The sequence below is a fragment of the Arcanobacterium hippocoleae genome (assembly GCF_031456295.1).
GTDB lineage: Bacteria > Actinomycetota > Actinomycetes > Actinomycetales > Actinomycetaceae > Arcanobacterium_A > Arcanobacterium_A hippocoleae.
In genome coordinates, this window is the sequence record NZ_JAVDUJ010000001.1 from 1,636,363 (window position 1) to 1,653,464 (window position 17,102).

Sequence of the window (17,102 nt, forward strand, 5' to 3'; positions counted from 1 at the left end):
TTGGGGTGCTTATCAATGGGTGGGAAATTGATTTTTAAATTTGATCCGGATAGTTGGGATTAATTGCGGAGCTACTGATGATTATCCGAATTTAGAGTGGGATCGCTCTCATTGGATTAACAGGTATGTAACGATTTGATTACAATAAGTCTAGGAAACATAACGGGTGCTGTATTTCAGTGATTTATCAGCATGAGTATATGGAGAAAATTTTGGGAAAACACAATGCACAGCTGAATAGCGAAGCGCAGAATGAAGCTGCAAACCAGCTTCGGCTCGCGATGCAAACTGCGGAAGTGAAGCCCGGTTCACGCCGCGCACGGCGGGAAGCTGAACGTGCTGCCGCAAAGACGCAGGAGCACGCAAGGAAAAATCTGCAAAATGCTGCTTTGGCAGATGGTAGCAGCACTGCAATGCTGGAAGTGCTACCCCAAGGCGTAACCGATCCAACTCATTCTGCTCTCAGTACGAATAAAGTTTTCGCCGAATATATGAACGAAAATCTGGTAACTTCGCAGGCATTTGAAACGCAAATGTTGGTAAAGCCGGGGTTGTTTCAAAATGCGCGAGCAATCGTAGTGGCTCTTGTTGCTGCCACTTCAATTTTCAGTATTGCAGCTGCTGCTTATTCATTTGATCATGCAGCGATGTCGGAAGCTGCCGTTTCTGCATCGGTAAATCCGGATTTATCAAATACGCGTGCCGTCGAGAAAATCTCATACAAAGTGGTTGCTGACGGTAAAACGACGACTCATTCCGCTTTCTCGGGAATGACGATTGCGAAAGCGCTGGAAAATGCTGAGGTGCAGCTTGGCAAAAATGATGCGGTTTCACTGCCTTTGAGCGCGAAAATTGCTGAGGGAATGATCGTGAAAATTGCGCGGATCAAGTATGAAACCTTCACCGAAGAATTCGTCGATAAGTTTGTAAATAAAGATGAAGCAGATGCATCTTTGCCCAAGGGTGAGAAAAAGATTGTAACGCCAGGAGTGGACGGGAAAGGCACACGCACTTTCACTGTGAAATACCGTGATGGCAAGGAAATTAGCCGCGATATTGTGGCTGAAGCAATCACTGCTGTGCGTGTGGATCAGGTGACGAAGATCGGTACGAAAGAAGCACAGAGTGCTGATCGTGAAATTGCGGCTCCGCCATCAGGGCCAGCTCCAAGCCCTGGCTCAGCACGGGCAATTGCGCAGCAGATGGTGAATGCGCGCGGCTGGGATGCGGCGCAGTTCTCGTGCCTGGATGCGCTTTGGCAGCGGGAATCTGGCTGGAATGCACACGCGATGAATCGTTCTTCTGGGGCTTATGGAATTCCGCAGTCGCTTCCTGGCTCAAAGATGGCGAGTGCAGGTGCTGATTGGCAGACGAACCCGGAGACGCAAATCCGTTGGGGCCTCGGTTATATTCAAGGACGCTATGGCAGCCCGTGTGGTGCCTGGGGGCACTCAAAGGCGCGTGGCTGGTATTAAATACCTTGCGATCCTGCTTTTATCTGCCATGCCGATCGTCTTTGATGATGCAGTGATGCGCAGCTGTGGGAGTCTGCCAGCTATGTGATGTTGGTTGGAGCGCAAATATTTGCGCTTTTGCTGACAACGCCTAGCGGGCAGATTCTTTTCTTTTGGATCAGGTAAGATTTTGCATATGATGAAGCGAATTATGATCGGCACTGACGGTAATGGGTTGACGGAAAATACTGGCATTAATCGCAATCGGGATGGAAAGCAAAACTCTGCCGGTAACGAAGCTGCAGAGCGGCGCGCACACGAGGTCGCAACTGCGGCAAATTCGCAGTCTATTTCCGGAACTTTGCTTGGACCAGTGCAAATTCGTGAATTGGCGGCAAAATTAGGCGTACACCCAACTAAAACTCTCGGGCAAAATTTTGTCCATGATGCTGCGAGCGTCCGCCGGATCGTTCGTGATGCCGGGGTGCGCGCAGGTGATCTGGTGCTCGAAATTGGTCCAGGGCTCGGATCACTCACGCTTGCGTTATTAGAAACGGGAGCCTTGGTTTCTGCCGTGGAAATTGATCCACTGCTTGCAGGGCAAATTGCAGCAACCGTCAAAAATAATATGCCGGCTGCTGCCAATAATTTTGCGGTGCGCCTGCTTGATGCGTTGGAAGTGTCAGGGGAAGAAAGCCTGGCTGTGCCTGCTGCCTGCACGAGCGAAAAGTATCACCCGGGAAAGCTGGTCGCGAATCTGCCATACAACGTAGCTGTGCCGATTTTGCTTACGCTTTTAGAAGTTTTGCCGAGTATCGAAAGTTTTACTGTGATGGTGCAAGCAGAAGTGGCTGACCGGCTTGCTGCTGAGCCAGGTTCGCGGACGTATGGTGTGCCGTCAGTAAAGGCAAACTGGTATGGGCGCTTATGGCGTGGTGCGAAAATTTCGCGGAATGTGTTTTGGCCGGTGCCGAATGTGGATTCGGCTCTCGTGCACTTTGTGCGTGGTGCGCATCCTGAGGGGGTAGCGCGGGAGGCTGTGTTTGCAGTGATCGATGCAGCGTTTGCACAGCGGCGGAAGACTTTGCGTGCTGCCTTGAGTAGTTGGGCAGGGTCTGGAGTGCGCGCCGAAGAGATCCTGGTAGCTGCAGGAATTGATCCAAAGCGACGGGGAGAGACACTCACGATCGATGAATTTGTGCAAATTGCGAAATGCTCGTAGGAACAAAATAGGTGTGGCAGAAGTTGAAAATAGTTTCAACGTAGATCGAAAACAAAGACTGACAAAACACGAAAGCCGTAGTTAATGCTGGATTCACTGAGATCAGTTTTGGGGTAGATCGCAATTGTGCAGATCTACCCCAAAATAAAAGATGTTTTTCGCCAAGCGCGGTGCAGGATTATTCGGCTGCTGCTTCGCCTTCAGCTTCAGGTACATCAAGCTGTGGTACAGCAACTACTACCACCGGCTCTTCGCTATCAGAAAGTGCTTCCACATCTCCTGGGAGCTGCAAATCTGCTACGCGAACCGTGGTGCCGTCTTCCAGACCTGCCACATTTACTACAATATGCTCAGGAATTTCATTAGCTGGCACTGCAACGTCGATCGTCATTAATTCAACTGAAGCGACTGCATTGCCTACAGGTTCGCCTTCAAGAATCACTGGGATATTAACTTCAACCTTCTGATCTGCTTTCACACGCAAGAAATCGATGTGCTCGATGATCCGGGAAAGTGGGTTACGCTGAATATCCTTTACCAAAGCAAGTTCGGTAGCGCCCGCAACATCGATCTTCAGCAATGCGTTCGCGTTGTAACGCACGTGCATAAAAATCTCATGTGCATCAAAATGGATGTGCAGTGGAGCTTGATCTGAACCATAAAGTACGGCTGGGGTGCGGTTATCGCGACGAAGCTGACGGGAAGCGCCCTTCCCAAATGCTTTGCGAACTTGCGCCTGAATAGTATCTACCATTTGGTTATCTCCTTTTCGAATCTAATTGAACGGCCTCGAACGGAGGCTACATCCGAAAAGATATAGACAACCGCGTCGATAACGGAACATGCCAACCTTTTTTCAGATCGTGCACTTGCAGCAATTTGGATCCGTGCGAAACGGAAATTTCTCAGATTTCTGCGGTTCCCTCGCCGAGGCAACTCGATAAGTTTAGCTCGGTCTAGCTCGCTGTGTAAAGAAAACCAAGCCCGAAGAAGTTTCTTGTGCGCAAATGCATAACAGATTTGCGCACAAGAAACTTCAAACTTCCTCGGGCTTGGATCTCAGGTTGTAAAAATGTGTTGCCAGTAGCGTGTGCAACGCTGCTGTGCGCAAAAGGAAATCGAATTATTCTCAGTATGCGCCGTCAAAGAGTGACGTGACGGAACCGTCGTTGAACACTTCCTCGATCGCATGCGCAATCACGGGGGCGATCGAAAGCACAGTGAGCTGCTCGAAACGCTTTTCCGGGCCGATTGGAAGAGTATCTGTCACTACCAGTTCACGCAGCCCAGATTCGGAAAGCCGCTGCACGGCTGGGTCGGAAAGTACGCCATGCGTAGCTGCTACGATCACGTCCTTTGCGCCAGCTTCAAGTGCCACATTTACAGCGCCGGTAATTGTGCCTGCCGTATCGATCATATCGTCAACGATAATTGCCGTGCGGCCAGTAACATCACCAACTACGCGGTTCGCCACAGCTTGGTTTGGACGTGTAATATCGCGCGTCTTGTGCACAAACGCAAGCGGCACACCACCAAGCCGCTTACCCCATTGCTCTGCAACTTTGATACGGCCAGCATCAGGGGAGACGATCACAGAATTAGCAGGATCGACACGGGTGCGCACATACTCAACGAGAGTTGGCATCGCCCATAAGTGGTCAACCGGGCCGTCAAAGAAACCTTGTGTCTGCGAAGCGTGTAAATCAACAGACATGATCCGCTCAGCACCAGCCGCTTTGAATAAATCAGCCATCAACCGTGCAGAGATCGGTTCGCGCCCTTTATGCTTTTTATCCTGGCGTGCATACGGGAATGACGGCATCACCACAGTGATTCGTTTCGCGGAAGCGCGTTTTGCTGCGTCCACCATAATTAAAGTTTCCATGATCCACTTGTTTATCGGGCATGCCATCGCCTGCATAATAAACACGTCAGTGCCGCGGACTGATTCGTCAAAGCGGACGTAAATTTCGGTATTCGCAAAGTCGTATGCCGTAATTGGCAGGAGATCGATGCCGAGTTCTTTCGCGACGGCTTTTGCGAGCTCTGGATGTGCGCGGCCTGAAGCCAGTACAAGATGCTTCTCTCCGGAAGTGTGGATTCCCGTCATCGTGTGCTTCCCATTCTTTCGATTATCTTTAGATTCTGATTAATATTTTCTTTGCGTTAGAGCTGAGAACAATCAATGATCTGTGAAAAATCAAAAGCAGAAGATCGGATTGCTCCAGGCTGCTAACACTAAGCCTATTGCTTTCCGATCCGAAACATCGGCAGTTTCATTTTTATCTTCAATTTTTCCAGAATTTGGAGTGAAGAAAGAAATTCGTGGAATTTTTGTGAGCCAAACGCAGGGCTTACAAATAAATCATGCAATAACCGAGATTGCTGCATTCGCGCATTGCGGAGTGTGAGTGCGAAATACGGCGAGAGAGCGAGAAAAGAAAAACGGCGCATCCGCAACGAGAGTGAAGCGATCAGAGCTGCCACACTATCCTCCAAACGGAAAAGCGCCGTACATCGAATGCCGTGAATCCTGCATTTTCGCTCCCCCACAAGGACTCGAACCTCGAATAACGGTTCCAAAGACCGCTGTGTTGCCATTACACCATGGGGGATCACTGCACCTATTCTGCCAGCTATCCACCATAAATTTCCAATTGGCACGGCTGTGATAAATGTTAAACTGCGTGCCCTGGGGGATTTTGCGCTTTCAATGCTTGACAGCAATGTGGGGGGGGGGACAATTAATTTATACACTTTATTAGCCGTATCAGAGCTAGTAGGATGTTTGGTGGCAAAGCCGTTTTCGCAAATTACATTCAGGGGGAGGAATGACCCTACAAGTAGCTTCTTTATATAAAACTTTTGGGCAGACACAAGCATTAGATGGGATGAGTTTTACCGCGCATACGGGGCAAATGTTTGGTTTTGTAGGCTCAAATGGTGCCGGTAAAACTACTACCATGCGGATCATGCTGGGGGTATTGAAGGCAGATTCAGGCAAAGCATATTGCGACGGCAAAGAAATTGATTTTGCCACGCGGAAACGTTTTGGCTACATGCCCGAAGAGCGCGGTTTGTATCCTCGGATGAAGGTGCAAGAGCAGCTCGAATATCTTGGTAAACTGCAGGGATTGAGCAGTGCAGATGCCCGGAAGGCTGCGCTTTACTGGACCGAACGGCTCGGTGTAGCAAGCCGTCGAAACGATCAGGTGCAAGCACTTTCGCTGGGAAATCAGCAGCGGGTGCAGCTTTCGGCAGCCCTGATCCATAATCCGGATTATCTGGTACTAGATGAACCTTTCTCCGGTCTTGATCCGGTAGCTGTAGATACGATGAGCCGAGTGCTGCGCGAAAAAGTAGCGCAGGGAGCAACCGTGCTTTTCTCCTCGCATCAGCTCGATCTTGTAGAGCGAATCTGTGATCGTGTGGGAATCTGTTCGCTTGGAAAAATAGTTTCTGAAGGCACAATCGAAGAATTGCGCCGTACCGAAGATTTGATTTATGACATCACCGTCGATCCGCAAGACGTGCCGGCAATTGAAACCGTGCTGCAAAGGCTCGGCACGCAAATCGCCGTTCGTCCTGAGAAAGCTAATATTTTGCGGGTTACATTGCCTGCTGGGATGAGTGAACAGCAAGTCTTGCGGGCAGTTCTTGATATTGCTCCAGTACGCAATTTCGATCATTATCGGCCTCATTTGACGGAGCTCTTTTCCAATGTGGTGACGGTGCCAAATACGGAAGATGCACGCGAATTGGCGAAAACGCAAAAGCGGAAGCGCGGTTTCGCTGGGCTGTTTGGAGGGAAGTGAAAAGATGCTGAAGCATATTATCGCTCGTGAATATAAAGTTTTGATGCGCACCAAGGCGCAGGTGATCAGCACGCTGATTACGATTTTGCTGATTCTTGGCGGTGGGTTCGCTGGGAAATATTTCCTTGATCAGGAAAATGATGATGCTACGTCGCAGCCGGATAAAGCAGCCATTGTGAAAGTGGCACTTGCGCCGGAGATGGAGAGCTTTGAAAAAGTCCTCAACGATACCGGTTTGATCGCCAGTGAAGTAATTGAATCACAACCCGACTACGGTAAGTGGCTCACCGAAATTGCTGATCGCGAGGAGGACGGAGTATCTCTCGTGCTTGCTGGCACTTTGCAAGAGCCAAAAATAATCAGATACGGTGAAAATTTCATCGACAGTAGCGCAATCAAGCTGATCGGGCAGGCTGTTACCTTCAGTCAGGTGCAACAGATCGCTGGTGAAATCACGCCGCAGCAAGCGGAAAATCTTGCTGCAGCAATGGATATTCCAGTCCAGACAGTGACCGGATCAGGGAACTTAATGATCGAAAATCCGGTGGGCTACTTTACTGCTTTGGTCGCGCAATTTTTGCTCTTTTTTGCGGTGACGACGAGCCTTTCGACCCTTTCGGTGGGAATTGTGGAAGAGAAAAGCTCTCGCGTGGTCGAGATTTTGCTCTCCGCGGTACGCCCGCGCACGCTGCTGCTCGGAAAAATTATTGGCATCGGCTTATTTGCCTTGACCCAGCTCGTTCTATATCTGGTTGCAATCTTCGTTTCGCTGAATATTGCTGGTCTTTGGCATGGTATTGAGGTGGGTACGATTCTGATTTGGATGATCATCTGGCTCTTGCTCGGATTCTTCACCTTCACGACACTTGCTGGTGGTGTGTCTTCGATGGTTTCACGGCAGGAAGATTTGGGCGGGATTATTACGCCATTGATGCTGCTGATGATAATCCCGTTCTATCTGGGAATGTTCCTTGTGCCAGCTGCGCCTGATTCGATCTGGACGAAAGTGTTTTCAACGATTCCGGGCTTCTCTTCTTTCATTATGCCGGTGCGTCAGGCGTACGAATCCGTAGAAATTTGGGAACTCGTTTTGGCGGCAGGGATTTCATTCGTCAGTGTGCCGCTATTTGCTGCAGTTGCTGGCAGGATTTACGAGAATTCAATTCTCCGGATGGGGAAGCGAGTTACTCTCCGGCAGGCGCTTTCTGGGAAATAATTGATCCACAGCGCAGAAAGCTGAAGTGCTCTGCTTTACGCAGGTGAAAATCTAATTAACAAATACTGGTGGAGCCGTCAGGGCTGGGAATGAGCCAAACCTGACGGCTCCATCGTGCAAGTTTCTCATCCTTGTGCACAGCTGTTATTTATTGGCTTTTCCAGCTTCGTTTTGCTCCACCACTTCTAGTAATTTTTTGATCCCTGCGCGCAGCTCTGCCTCTTCATCGGCAGAAAAATGTGCTAAAAGTTCATGCTGCACAGCCAAGAGTGCGCTCATCGCAGCATCGATCGCGGCGATTCCCGCTGCGGTAGCTTTCACGTACACAACACGGCGGTCTTTTTCGTCGCGGTTACGCACCACATATCCGTGTTTCTCCATTTGATCTATGCGGTTTGTGATCGTGCCTGACGTAACAAGAGTTTCATTCATCAATTGCCCTGCAGTGAGCTGGTGCGGGGCGCCTGTCCGACGCAAAGCGGCAAGCATTTCAAATTCCCAAGTTTCCAGACTGTATTTTCCGAAAATGGAACGGCGAATCTGTTCGACGAAGCGTCCTAAGCGGAGCAGCCGCGAAAAAACTGCAAGCGGGCGAGCATCAAAATCAGGTCGTTGCTGTTCCCAAGCAGCAACGATATGGTCAACTTCGTCAGCAGTAGGATTTGTGGAATTTATTTCATGAACTTCTTCGTGATTGAGCGCCATCGCGTGAAACTTCCTGATTCTCTAAGTGTTGAGAAAAGATATCCTGATACTCAAGATAGCTTTAGTGGCAGATGAAATGCAATAGTGCATGTATTTTTTTGCAGCTGCGCCAATGCGTAAAGTATCTGGCTAACTCCAGTGCTCAACTTCTTCAGCTGCCTCCAGCCATTCCGATTCGAGATCTGCAATTTGCGAATCGATCTGTGCGATCTCACGGCCAATTTCCGCAAGTTTTTCATAATCTCCACTCATCGCAAGCTCTGTTTGTGCTGCCCCAAGTTGTGCTTTTTGCTGGTTCAGTTTCGCGATTCTTCGCTCTGCGCGGGCAAGGGATTTGCGGGCAAGACGCTCTCGCGCGGCATCTTTCGTTCTTGCTCCAGTAATCCTTGCGTCCGTTGCGGGATCGTTTTCGATAGCCGGCTGTGCTTGATCTTCCCGCTTTGTATCCTCGTGTTTCGCGGCAGCTAAATCCAGCGCTGCAGAAAGCTCAAGATATTCATCGACGCCACGCGGTAAATCGCGAATACTTCCATTGATGACGGCGATCTGGTGATCAGTGATGCGCTCAAGCAGATAGCGGTCATGAGAGACAACGATTAAAGTTCCAGGCCAGGAATCAAGCAAATCTTCAATCGCTGCAAGGGTATCGGTATCAAGATCATTTGTTGGCTCGTCTAAAAGCAAAACATTCGGTTCGCTCACCAGCAGACGCAGCAGCTGCAGCCGACGGCGCTCTCCGCCGGAAAGTTCAGCCACACGCGTCCAGGCGCGCTCGCGAGTGAAACCAAGCCGCTCAACAAGTTGCCCGGCACTTACTTCATGCTTTCCCACAATCACATGCGTGGCAATATCCTGCACTGATTCAACTACGCGACGATGCCCGATTTCATCGAGTTCTTTTGTTTCTTGCGAGAGCGTTGCCAGCTTTACCGTTTGCCCGTGTTTGATCTTCCCGCGATTGGGTTCTAAAGTGCCGTTGAGCAAACCAAGTAATGACGATTTTCCAGCACCATTTCGCCCGAGTATACCGATCCTCTCGCCAGGTGCAAGGCGGAGCGTGACATCTTGGAGTGTGGGAGAAGTGGCGTTTGGCCAAGAAAAATCAATATTCAGCAAATCGATCACATCTTTCCCCAGCCGTGCCGTTGCCATTTTCGCCAATTCTAGTGAATCGCGCGGAGGTGGCTCGGCAGCAATCAATTCATTGGCAGCTTCAATTCTGAATTTTGGTTTGGAAGTGCGGGCTGGGGCGCCACGGCGGAGCCAGGCGAGTTCTTTGCGCAGCAGATTAGCGCGCTTTTCGGCTGCTTGCTGTGCCAATCGGGCGCGTTCGGCGCGCTGCAAAATATATGCGGCATAACCGCCTTCATAGACTTCCACATGCCCTGGACGCGGAGCTTTTCCGCCAGGTCCGTCATCTCCCGGTACAACTTCCCACATCTGTGTGCAGACGGCATCGAGGAACCAACGGTCGTGAGTAACAACTACGAGTGCTCCTTGCCCGCGTGCAAAACGATGCTGCAAATACTTTGCAAGATAAGTAACGCCTTCAAGATCGAGATGATTTGTTGGCTCGTCGAGTACCAGTACTTCTGCTGGCGTACATAGCGCGGCGGCTAAGGCGACTCTTCGGCGCTGCCCGCCGGAAAGTTCACCAACTTTTTTCGTCAATGGTACGTCTGGAATGAGGCCGTCATGAATTTCACGCACCTCAGCTTGGGAAGCCCACTCAAAAGCTTGCGCATCCCCGTGAATCGCCATTTCAACAGGATCTTCATGATCGAGTGAATCGGCTTGCGTGAGGTAGGAAAAACGCGTGCCGTGAGCCATTGTAACGCGCCCATTTTCTGGGGTGAGCTGACGCATCATGAGTTTCAGCAGCGTAGATTTTCCGCCACCGTTTGGCCCGACAACGCCAATTCGTGAGCCGTCTGCAAGTGAAAGATTTACTTGCCCAAGAATTGGGCGTGAGCCAAGAGTGATGCTGACGTCTTCAATATTAAGAATATGTGCCATTTGGATGTTGCTCTTTTGTTTGTGAAGATTTGCCGCAAATGCGTATTTGCGGAAACTGCCGGAGCAGTGGAATGTAGTGCGGGAATTTACGATACTACATATTACGGAGTTTAACGCAGATGTGCGCCGGCTGCCGGGCCCATTGCACTCACTACCGTCAGTTCAGGGAAGGTGGTGCGCATTAGTGCAGCAATTTCAGCTACTTGCGCCACTTCGCACAAAATTGCGATTGACGGGCCAGAGCCGGAAAGAATCCTGCCGATCCGGGGGCTCGCTGCGGATTTATCTGCGGCATCTTGGATGGGGTTTTCCGTCTGATCAGGAGCCGTGGAGTCGTTTCCGGAGGGAGCGAAAATCGCATCTATTTTACAGACAATTTTGGCTAAATCAGGGCGAAGTGCTGCTGCTGGATGCCAGAGATCATTTTCGAGTACTTTGATCAATGCGCTCACTGAGCCAGTAGCTAATGCAGCTATCACAGGTGCAGTGCTCTGCGGAGAGCTGGGCGCGGTATCTTGATACATTTCATCGAATTTATGGAATACTTGCGGGGTGGAAAGTCCTTCCGGATTGGTGAGAATCACCCATCCATGCATTGCTTTCGGGATAATCGGCGTAAGCTCGTCTCCACGTGAAATCCCTCGTGCGATACCGCCAAGCAGTGCGAAAGGAATATCAGAGCCGAGCTCTTTGCCGATCTCGATCAACTCGCTTTGCGAAAGTTTGAGCTGCCAGAGTGCATTGAGCGCGATCAGTGTAGCGGCAGCATCTGCTGATCCGCCAGCCATCCCGCCAGCCACCGGGATCCTTTTCGTCACCACCAAATGTGCGCCATGATGTACAGATGTTTTTTGTTGCAGCAGTTTCGCGGCGCGAATCACCAGATTCGTATCGTCAATCGGAAGATTTTCTCCAATACCGTGGATCTCCATCGTCAATTCAGCATTTTCGGTGGGCTGTGCTTCCACATCATCAAAGATATCGAGTGCCTCAAATACGGTGTCTAGTGGATGGAAGCCGTCAGGGCGGAGAGCGCCGACACGTAATGCGAGATTAACTTTTGCCGGAGCGGAAGCTTTTACGCTTTGATGTAGTTTTAAGTTCATATGGCGTGCTTTCTGGTTTCTGCTGAACTTCTGCTTGAGCCGATCAAATATTTGGGATTCCCTATATTCTATAAATGCGTTTTGCTAAAAAGCGAAATTACAAGACAAGCACCAAGATATCTAAACGCGCGCGGAAAAACATCTGCACGCAATCCGCAGATGATCCAGATTCTTGTGTTCTTTCGGGAACTGAGCAAAACATGGCAAAATGGAGCCGTGACTCCAAAGAATTTATTTCAGCAGCCTGATGAGTGGCCGATTACCACTGCAAAGGTCTGGATTTTTCGCGCAAATATTTGGCTGGCTATTGCTGGGATGTGTTTTGCGTTGCTGCTTGGCCTTGGTGCGGCATTCTTCTGGCCGGCTGTGCTTGTCTTGAACCTGCTGGTGATTGGATTGCTGATCTTGGGCTGGGCAAGTTTGATTGGGCTTCCGAGCCAAAAAACTTCGCAATTGGGGATGATCCTGATTGCATTGCTGGGAGTGTTGGCGGCAATATTTCGTGACATACACTGGATCGCGTTGATTGCTGGGATAGGGATACTGCTCGCCTTTGTGCAAGAAATGTTTCGCAAGCAAAGTGCATTGCGGCGCTTAGAACAGATTTCAGGCAGCTATCTGGGCATGATTCTGATTTTAAGTGCAACTTTCTGGACGCAAACGGTCACCTCAGAATTTGGCAAACAAGTTGTCCTCGTTTTTTCGGCAGTGATTGGTGTAGTGAGTTTGATCAGCCTTTTTACTACGCGCTCTGTATTTGTGGTGAGCCTAATAAATGCGCTTACATTCGGGATCGGGATCGCCTACCTCTTAGATGTGTATCTTTCAGTAGGAGCGATCGCAGGTGTCGTGGTGGCTGTTGCTTATCGTCTCTCTTTTGAGGCTTTTAATTCGGTGTATCGCACTCCTGCAGCGCTCCCGGTACTTGCTTATATCGCGCTGCCGACTGCTGCAATTGGTTTTATTGCACAAGCTACAGTGATGATCCTCGGTTAAAAATACGTTTTATCCTTTTAGCGCAACTTTTCCTGAGTTGGAAATCCTTCGCTAACCTTAAAGTATGGATTTGACGAAAAATACTGACCAGATGCATCGCGCACAGCTGGTTGCAGACGTGACGGAGCTGGAATTCTCCCCGTTGATCGCGGGCGGAGTTGCAGATCATGGATCGTCCGTCCCGGCACATTATGGAAATCCATTCCGGGAAGAAGCTGAATTGATTTCCGGAAAGGGCTTTACAGATTTAAGCTTCCTGGAAGTTCTCAGTGTTTCTGGGGCTGATCGGAAGAAATGGCTACATGCCCTGACCACTTGCGCTTTCACGCAATTAGCTACTGGGCAAAGTGCCGAAATGCTTGTGTTGAGCCCGTATGGGCACATCGAACATGCTGCCGCGGTGATTGATGATGGGGAACGAGTCTGGATGCTGCTCGATTCTGGGCGAGCAGCGGAATTGGCAGAGTTTTTAGCGCAAATGAAATTCATGATGCGGGTGGAAATTCAAATACACGACTTTGCGGTTATCGGATTTGGTACGCAATTTGCGCAAGTGCCAGAAAATCTCCGCACACAATCAGTATTTGCTTGGGAAGATCCTTGGCCAGCCGTCATTCCTGGCGGAGCACATTATGGGGTAGCTGCACAATCTCATCCTGGCGCAGAGCTGCGCCGTACGATGCTTGCTTTTTCCAATCGCTCACAATTGCGTCAAAATCTTCTCGCAGCGATGCGTGAAGCCTGGCAGCCTGCCGGTTTGATCGCCTGGGAAGCGGCGCGGATCCGTGCTTGGCGTCCGCGTCCGAACAACGAGATGCGCGAGCGAGTATTGCCGCACGAATTAGATCTGCTGCGCAGTGCTGTGCATCTCGAAAAGGGCTGCTATCGCGGGCAAGAGACGGTAGCAAAGCTGGTGAATCTCGGAAAGCCGCCGCGCCGTCTGACGTACCTTTATATCGAAGCCCCAGAAGATCCACTACCGGAAGCAGGAGCGCCGATTTTCTGTGGGAAGCGCAAAGTAGGCACGCTCACATCTATTGTGCGTGATTCTGAAGAAGGACCGATTGGGCTGGCGCTGATCAAGCGTGCAGTGGATCCGCATGCGATCCTCACGATTGGTGCGGCAATGCCAGAGGCAGATGGGTCCTTTGCCGAAACTACGCAAGCTCCCGCGATTTTGGCTACCCAGGTAGAAATTGTGACGCATAATGGGAAATCTTCCGTTTCTCCAGCGCAGCGTCCAGGAAATGAATTTCTGGGGCATCGTCGCCAATCATGATCGGGTGATTGACGAAATCAAGGATGCATGGCAATGGTGTGAAAATTCATCTCACGCAGTGAAAAATACGTAAATGATCGCACGCCAGCGCTAGGATCGAACAAAGAGTTTGCACAATCTGGGAAATAGGAGATCATGCGAATCGTAATCCAACGGGTGAAACAGGCTTCCGTCACGGTCTGGGATGAAAATATGCCGCAAGATAGCGAAAAAGCAGGGCGCATAGTAGGGCAGATTGCTGCAGGATTGTGTGTGCTGGTAGGGGTCACTCATGAAGACGGAGTGGAGCAGATTGAAAAAATTGCCCGGAAAATTTGTGAACTGAAATTATTGCGGGATGTAAATCATGAGGATATTCCGGCAAATCGGCGGAGCGTGGTGGATGCAGCGGCAGAAGTGCTCTTAGTATCCCAATTCACGCTCTATGCTGACGTGAAGAAAGGGAAGAAACCAAGCTGGTCACATGCAGCTCCAGGGGAGCTTGCTCGCCCAATTTTTGATCAGTTAGCAGCTGCAATTCGCGCTCGCGGTGTAAAAGTGGAGACGGGCGAGTTTGGGGCGATGATGGATGTGCAGTTGATCAACGACGGCCCGTTCACGATCCTTTTTGAATGCTGACAATCCGAAACAGGAGATAGCGCAGGGATATCACGCCAGTGGCGAAATGGTTATCAACCATCGGTTGCAGATAGCTATTGTTTAAGACAGATTACTTCGATCCACGCAAAAATATGAGGAGCAAAGATTGTTTGAGAGGTTTACTGACCGCGCTCGGCGGGTGATTGTACTGGCGCAAGAAGAGGCACGTTCGCTCAAGCATAATTACCTGGGTACAGAGCATGTGTTGCTCGGTTTGATCAAAGAAGGTGAAGGGGTAGCAGCTAAAGCACTCGAATCTTTAGATGTTACTTTTGATGCAGTTCGCGAGCAGGTAGTAGAGATCATCGGTGAAGGTCAGGAGCAGCCAAGCGGGCATATCCCGTTTACTCCGCGTGCGAAGAAAGTACTTGAGTATGCGATGCGTGAAGGGCTGCAGCTGGGGCATTCTTATATTGGTACAGAACACCTGCTGCTTGGCTTGTGCCGTGAGCAGGAAGGCGTAGCGGCGCAAGTGCTCGCAAAGCTGGGGGCTGATGTAAACAAGGTACGTACACAGGTGACGAATCTGCTTTCGGGATATCAGGGCGGAAAAGAAGCTGTGGGCGTGGGTGCTGGATCGCAGCGTGAAGGTGTGAAATCAGGTTCCACTATTCTTGATCAGTTTGGGCGCAATCTTACGCAGCTTGCCCGGGATAATAAATTGGATCCCGTGATTGGGCGGCATCTTGAAACGCAACGCGTAATGCAGGTGCTTTCCCGTCGTACCAAGAATAATCCGGTATTGATTGGTGAGCCAGGCGTAGGCAAGACGGCTGTAGTGGAAGGTTTAGCGCAGGCGATCGCTGGTGGAGACGTGCCGGAAACCTTAAAGGAAAAACAGCTTTACTCTCTTGATATGGGCTCACTTGTGGCTGGTTCCCGCTATCGTGGAGATTTTGAAGATCGGATCAAGAAGATCCTGAAAGAGATCACGAGCCGCGGCGATATTATTATCTTTATTGACGAGATCCATACACTTGTCGGGGCTGGAGCGGCAGAGGGCTCACTTGATGCGGCTTCTTTGCTGAAGCCAATGATGGCACGCGGTGAACTGCAGGTGATCGGTGCAACCACACTTGATGAATATCGGAAGTATATTGAAAAAGATGCAGCGCTTGAACGGCGATTCCAGCCAATTCAAGTTGAGCAGCCAACAGTGAAAGAAACTATCGCGATCCTTGAAGGCTTGCGTGATCGGTATGAGGCATTCCATCGAGTGACGATCACTGATGAAGCGCTGGAAGCTGCTGCCACAATGGCTGATCGCTATATCAACGACCGTTTTCTGCCGGATAAGGCCATTGATTTGATTGATGAAGCTGGTGCGCGATTAGCGATCCAGAAGATGACGGCTCCTGATGAATTGCGCGAACTTGATGAAGAAATCGCGAAGGTTCGCACGGAGAAAGAAGCTGCGATTGAAGGGCAGGATTTTGAAAAAGCTGCCGGCTTGCGTGATCAGGAGCAGCAGCTTTCTGAGCAGCGTGCCGAGCGCGAACGTGCATGGAAAGAAGGCGATCTTGACGTCATCTCGGTAGTAGATGAAGATTTAATCGCGGAAGTTCTTTCAATGACCACGGGCATCCCGGTATTTAAGTTGACGGAAGCTGAATCTGCAAAGCTGCTGCGTATGGAAGCAGAATTGCACAAGCGTGTGATTGGGCAGGAAGAGGCAGTGAAGGCAGTTTCGCAAGCGATTCGACGTGGGCGGGCTGGGTTGAAAGATCCAAATCGCCCGGGAGGCTCTTTCATTTTTGCTGGTCCTACTGGTGTGGGTAAGACGGAATTAGCGAAAGCTGTTGCGGAATTCCTATTTGGCGATGAAGACGCTTTGATTACGCTTGATATGTCTGAGTATCAAGAAAAGCATACGGTTTCACGGCTTTTTGGTGCCCCTCCAGGGTATGTTGGATTTGAAGAAGGCGGTCAGCTCACCGAAAAGGTGCGGCGGAAGCCGTTCTCCGTCGTGCTCTTTGATGAAGTAGAAAAGGCACATCAAGATCTCTTCAATTCACTGTTGCAGATTCTTGAAGAGGGGCGGTTGACGGATTCGCAGGGGCGTATCGTTGATTTCAAGAACACGATTATTATCATGACCACCAACCTTGGCGCGAAAGATATCGCGAGAGGGGTAAGTACCGGATTCCAATTTGATGCTGATACCGGTACCTCCTATGAGCGAATGAAGAATCGGGTAAACGAGGAGTTGAAGAATCACTTCCGTCCAGAATTCTTGAATCGTGTAGATGATATTATCGTCTTCCCACAGCTACAGCGGGAAGAAATTTTGCAGATCGTAGATTTGATGATGTCGCGGCTTGATGCACGTTTGCAAGATCAGGGTATGAGCCTGGCAATTTCGCAAGATGCAAAGCAGTTACTGGCAGATCGTGGTTTTGATCCAGTGCTGGGAGCGCGTCCGCTGCGCCGTGCGATCCAACGTGATATCGAAGATGTGCTTTCGGAGAAGCTGCTTTATGGTGAGTTTAAGGCCGGGCAGACGATCGTGATTGATGTTGATCAAGACGATATTCCAATGAGTTTCACTTTCGCTGGGCAGGATTCGGATTATCAGCTGCCAGAAGGAGTGGCTCCGGTAAAACCGAAGAAGGAAATGTCTGAAGAAACACTTTAAGGGTAGTGCAGCGTAAATC

The 17,102-nt window shown here is 50.1% G+C and carries 14 protein-coding genes and 1 tRNA gene; 8 read left to right on the forward strand and 7 right to left on the reverse strand.

The window, feature by feature from the left end:
* Positions 1-212 precede the first annotated feature (212 nt).
* Entirely contained in the window at positions 213-1,475 is a 1,263-nt protein-coding gene (locus tag J2S36_RS06905; RefSeq protein ID WP_309956846.1) for a resuscitation-promoting factor, read from the forward strand.
* A gap of 175 nt (positions 1,476-1,650) precedes the next feature.
* The gene (gene rsmA, locus J2S36_RS06910) at positions 1,651-2,676 is read left to right on the forward strand and encodes a 16S rRNA (adenine(1518)-N(6)/adenine(1519)-N(6))-dimethyltransferase RsmA (protein WP_309956848.1); all 1,026 of its coding nucleotides are present in this window, start codon (positions 1,651-1,653) and stop codon (positions 2,674-2,676) included.
* 178 nt (positions 2,677-2,854) lie between these two features.
* Here rsmA and J2S36_RS06915 read toward each other — a convergent pair whose 3' ends face one another.
* The 4 genes from J2S36_RS06915 to J2S36_RS06930 all read right to left on the reverse strand — a co-directional run bounded on the left by J2S36_RS06915 (position 2,855) and on the right by J2S36_RS06930 (position 5,291).
* Complete coding sequence (locus J2S36_RS06915; RefSeq protein ID WP_309956850.1) at positions 2,855-3,430, reverse strand: 50S ribosomal protein L25/general stress protein Ctc; 576 nt, start codon at positions 3,428-3,430, stop codon at positions 2,855-2,857.
* 375 nt (positions 3,431-3,805) lie between these two features.
* Entirely contained in the window at positions 3,806-4,786 is a 981-nt protein-coding gene (locus J2S36_RS06920; RefSeq protein WP_309956851.1) for a ribose-phosphate diphosphokinase, read from the reverse strand.
* Positions 4,787-4,920: 134 nt separating this feature from the next.
* Positions 4,921-5,163: a hypothetical protein gene (locus J2S36_RS06925; protein WP_309956853.1), complete on the reverse strand. Its 243-nt coding sequence runs from the start codon at positions 5,161-5,163 to the stop codon at positions 4,921-4,923.
* A 57-nt stretch (positions 5,164-5,220) separates the two neighbouring features.
* A tRNA-Gln gene (locus J2S36_RS06930) sits at positions 5,221-5,291 on the reverse strand.
* A 216-nt stretch (positions 5,292-5,507) separates the two neighbouring features.
* On the opposite strand from J2S36_RS06930, the gene J2S36_RS06935 reads away from it, so the two are divergent.
* Both J2S36_RS06935 and J2S36_RS06940 read left to right on the forward strand, forming a co-directional pair.
* On the forward strand, positions 5,508-6,491 hold the full coding sequence (locus tag J2S36_RS06935) for an ABC transporter ATP-binding protein (RefSeq protein WP_309956855.1): 984 nt from the start codon (positions 5,508-5,510) through the stop codon (positions 6,489-6,491).
* Between the two features lie 4 nt (positions 6,492-6,495).
* Positions 6,496-7,707, forward strand: a complete 1,212-nt coding sequence (locus J2S36_RS06940) for an ABC transporter permease (protein ID WP_309956856.1) — start codon at positions 6,496-6,498, stop codon at positions 7,705-7,707.
* A 144-nt stretch (positions 7,708-7,851) separates the two neighbouring features.
* Here the strand turns inward: J2S36_RS06940 and J2S36_RS06945 are convergent, their stop codons facing one another.
* The 3 genes from J2S36_RS06945 to ispE form a co-directional block, all read right to left on the reverse strand.
* A complete protein-coding gene (locus J2S36_RS06945) occupies positions 7,852-8,412 on the reverse strand; it encodes a MarR family winged helix-turn-helix transcriptional regulator (protein ID WP_309956858.1) in 561 nt (186 codons plus the stop codon).
* Positions 8,413-8,541: 129 nt separating this feature from the next.
* Positions 8,542-10,428, reverse strand: a complete 1,887-nt coding sequence (locus J2S36_RS06950; protein WP_309956859.1) for an ABC-F family ATP-binding cassette domain-containing protein — start codon at positions 10,426-10,428, stop codon at positions 8,542-8,544.
* 110 nt (positions 10,429-10,538) lie between these two features.
* Entirely contained in the window at positions 10,539-11,534 is a 996-nt protein-coding gene (gene ispE / locus J2S36_RS06955; RefSeq protein ID WP_309956861.1) for a 4-(cytidine 5'-diphospho)-2-C-methyl-D-erythritol kinase, read from the reverse strand.
* A gap of 216 nt (positions 11,535-11,750) precedes the next feature.
* Here ispE and J2S36_RS06960 point away from each other — a divergent pair, with 216 nt between their 5' ends.
* From J2S36_RS06960 to J2S36_RS06975, 4 genes are all read left to right on the forward strand, one after another.
* Positions 11,751-12,530 carry a hypothetical protein gene (locus J2S36_RS06960; RefSeq protein ID WP_309956863.1) on the forward strand — a complete coding sequence of 260 codons (780 nt, stop codon included), beginning with the start codon at positions 11,751-11,753 and terminating at the stop codon, positions 12,528-12,530.
* A gap of 64 nt (positions 12,531-12,594) precedes the next feature.
* The gene (gene ygfZ / locus J2S36_RS06965) at positions 12,595-13,809 is read left to right on the forward strand and encodes a CAF17-like 4Fe-4S cluster assembly/insertion protein YgfZ (protein WP_309956864.1); all 1,215 of its coding nucleotides are present in this window, start codon (positions 12,595-12,597) and stop codon (positions 13,807-13,809) included.
* A 135-nt stretch (positions 13,810-13,944) separates the two neighbouring features.
* Complete coding sequence (gene dtd, locus J2S36_RS06970) at positions 13,945-14,427, forward strand: D-aminoacyl-tRNA deacylase (protein WP_309956866.1); 483 nt, start codon at positions 13,945-13,947, stop codon at positions 14,425-14,427.
* A 127-nt stretch (positions 14,428-14,554) separates the two neighbouring features.
* The gene (locus J2S36_RS06975) at positions 14,555-17,083 is read left to right on the forward strand and encodes an ATP-dependent Clp protease ATP-binding subunit (protein WP_309956867.1); all 2,529 of its coding nucleotides are present in this window, start codon (positions 14,555-14,557) and stop codon (positions 17,081-17,083) included.
* Positions 17,084-17,102: the final 19 nt, after the last annotated feature.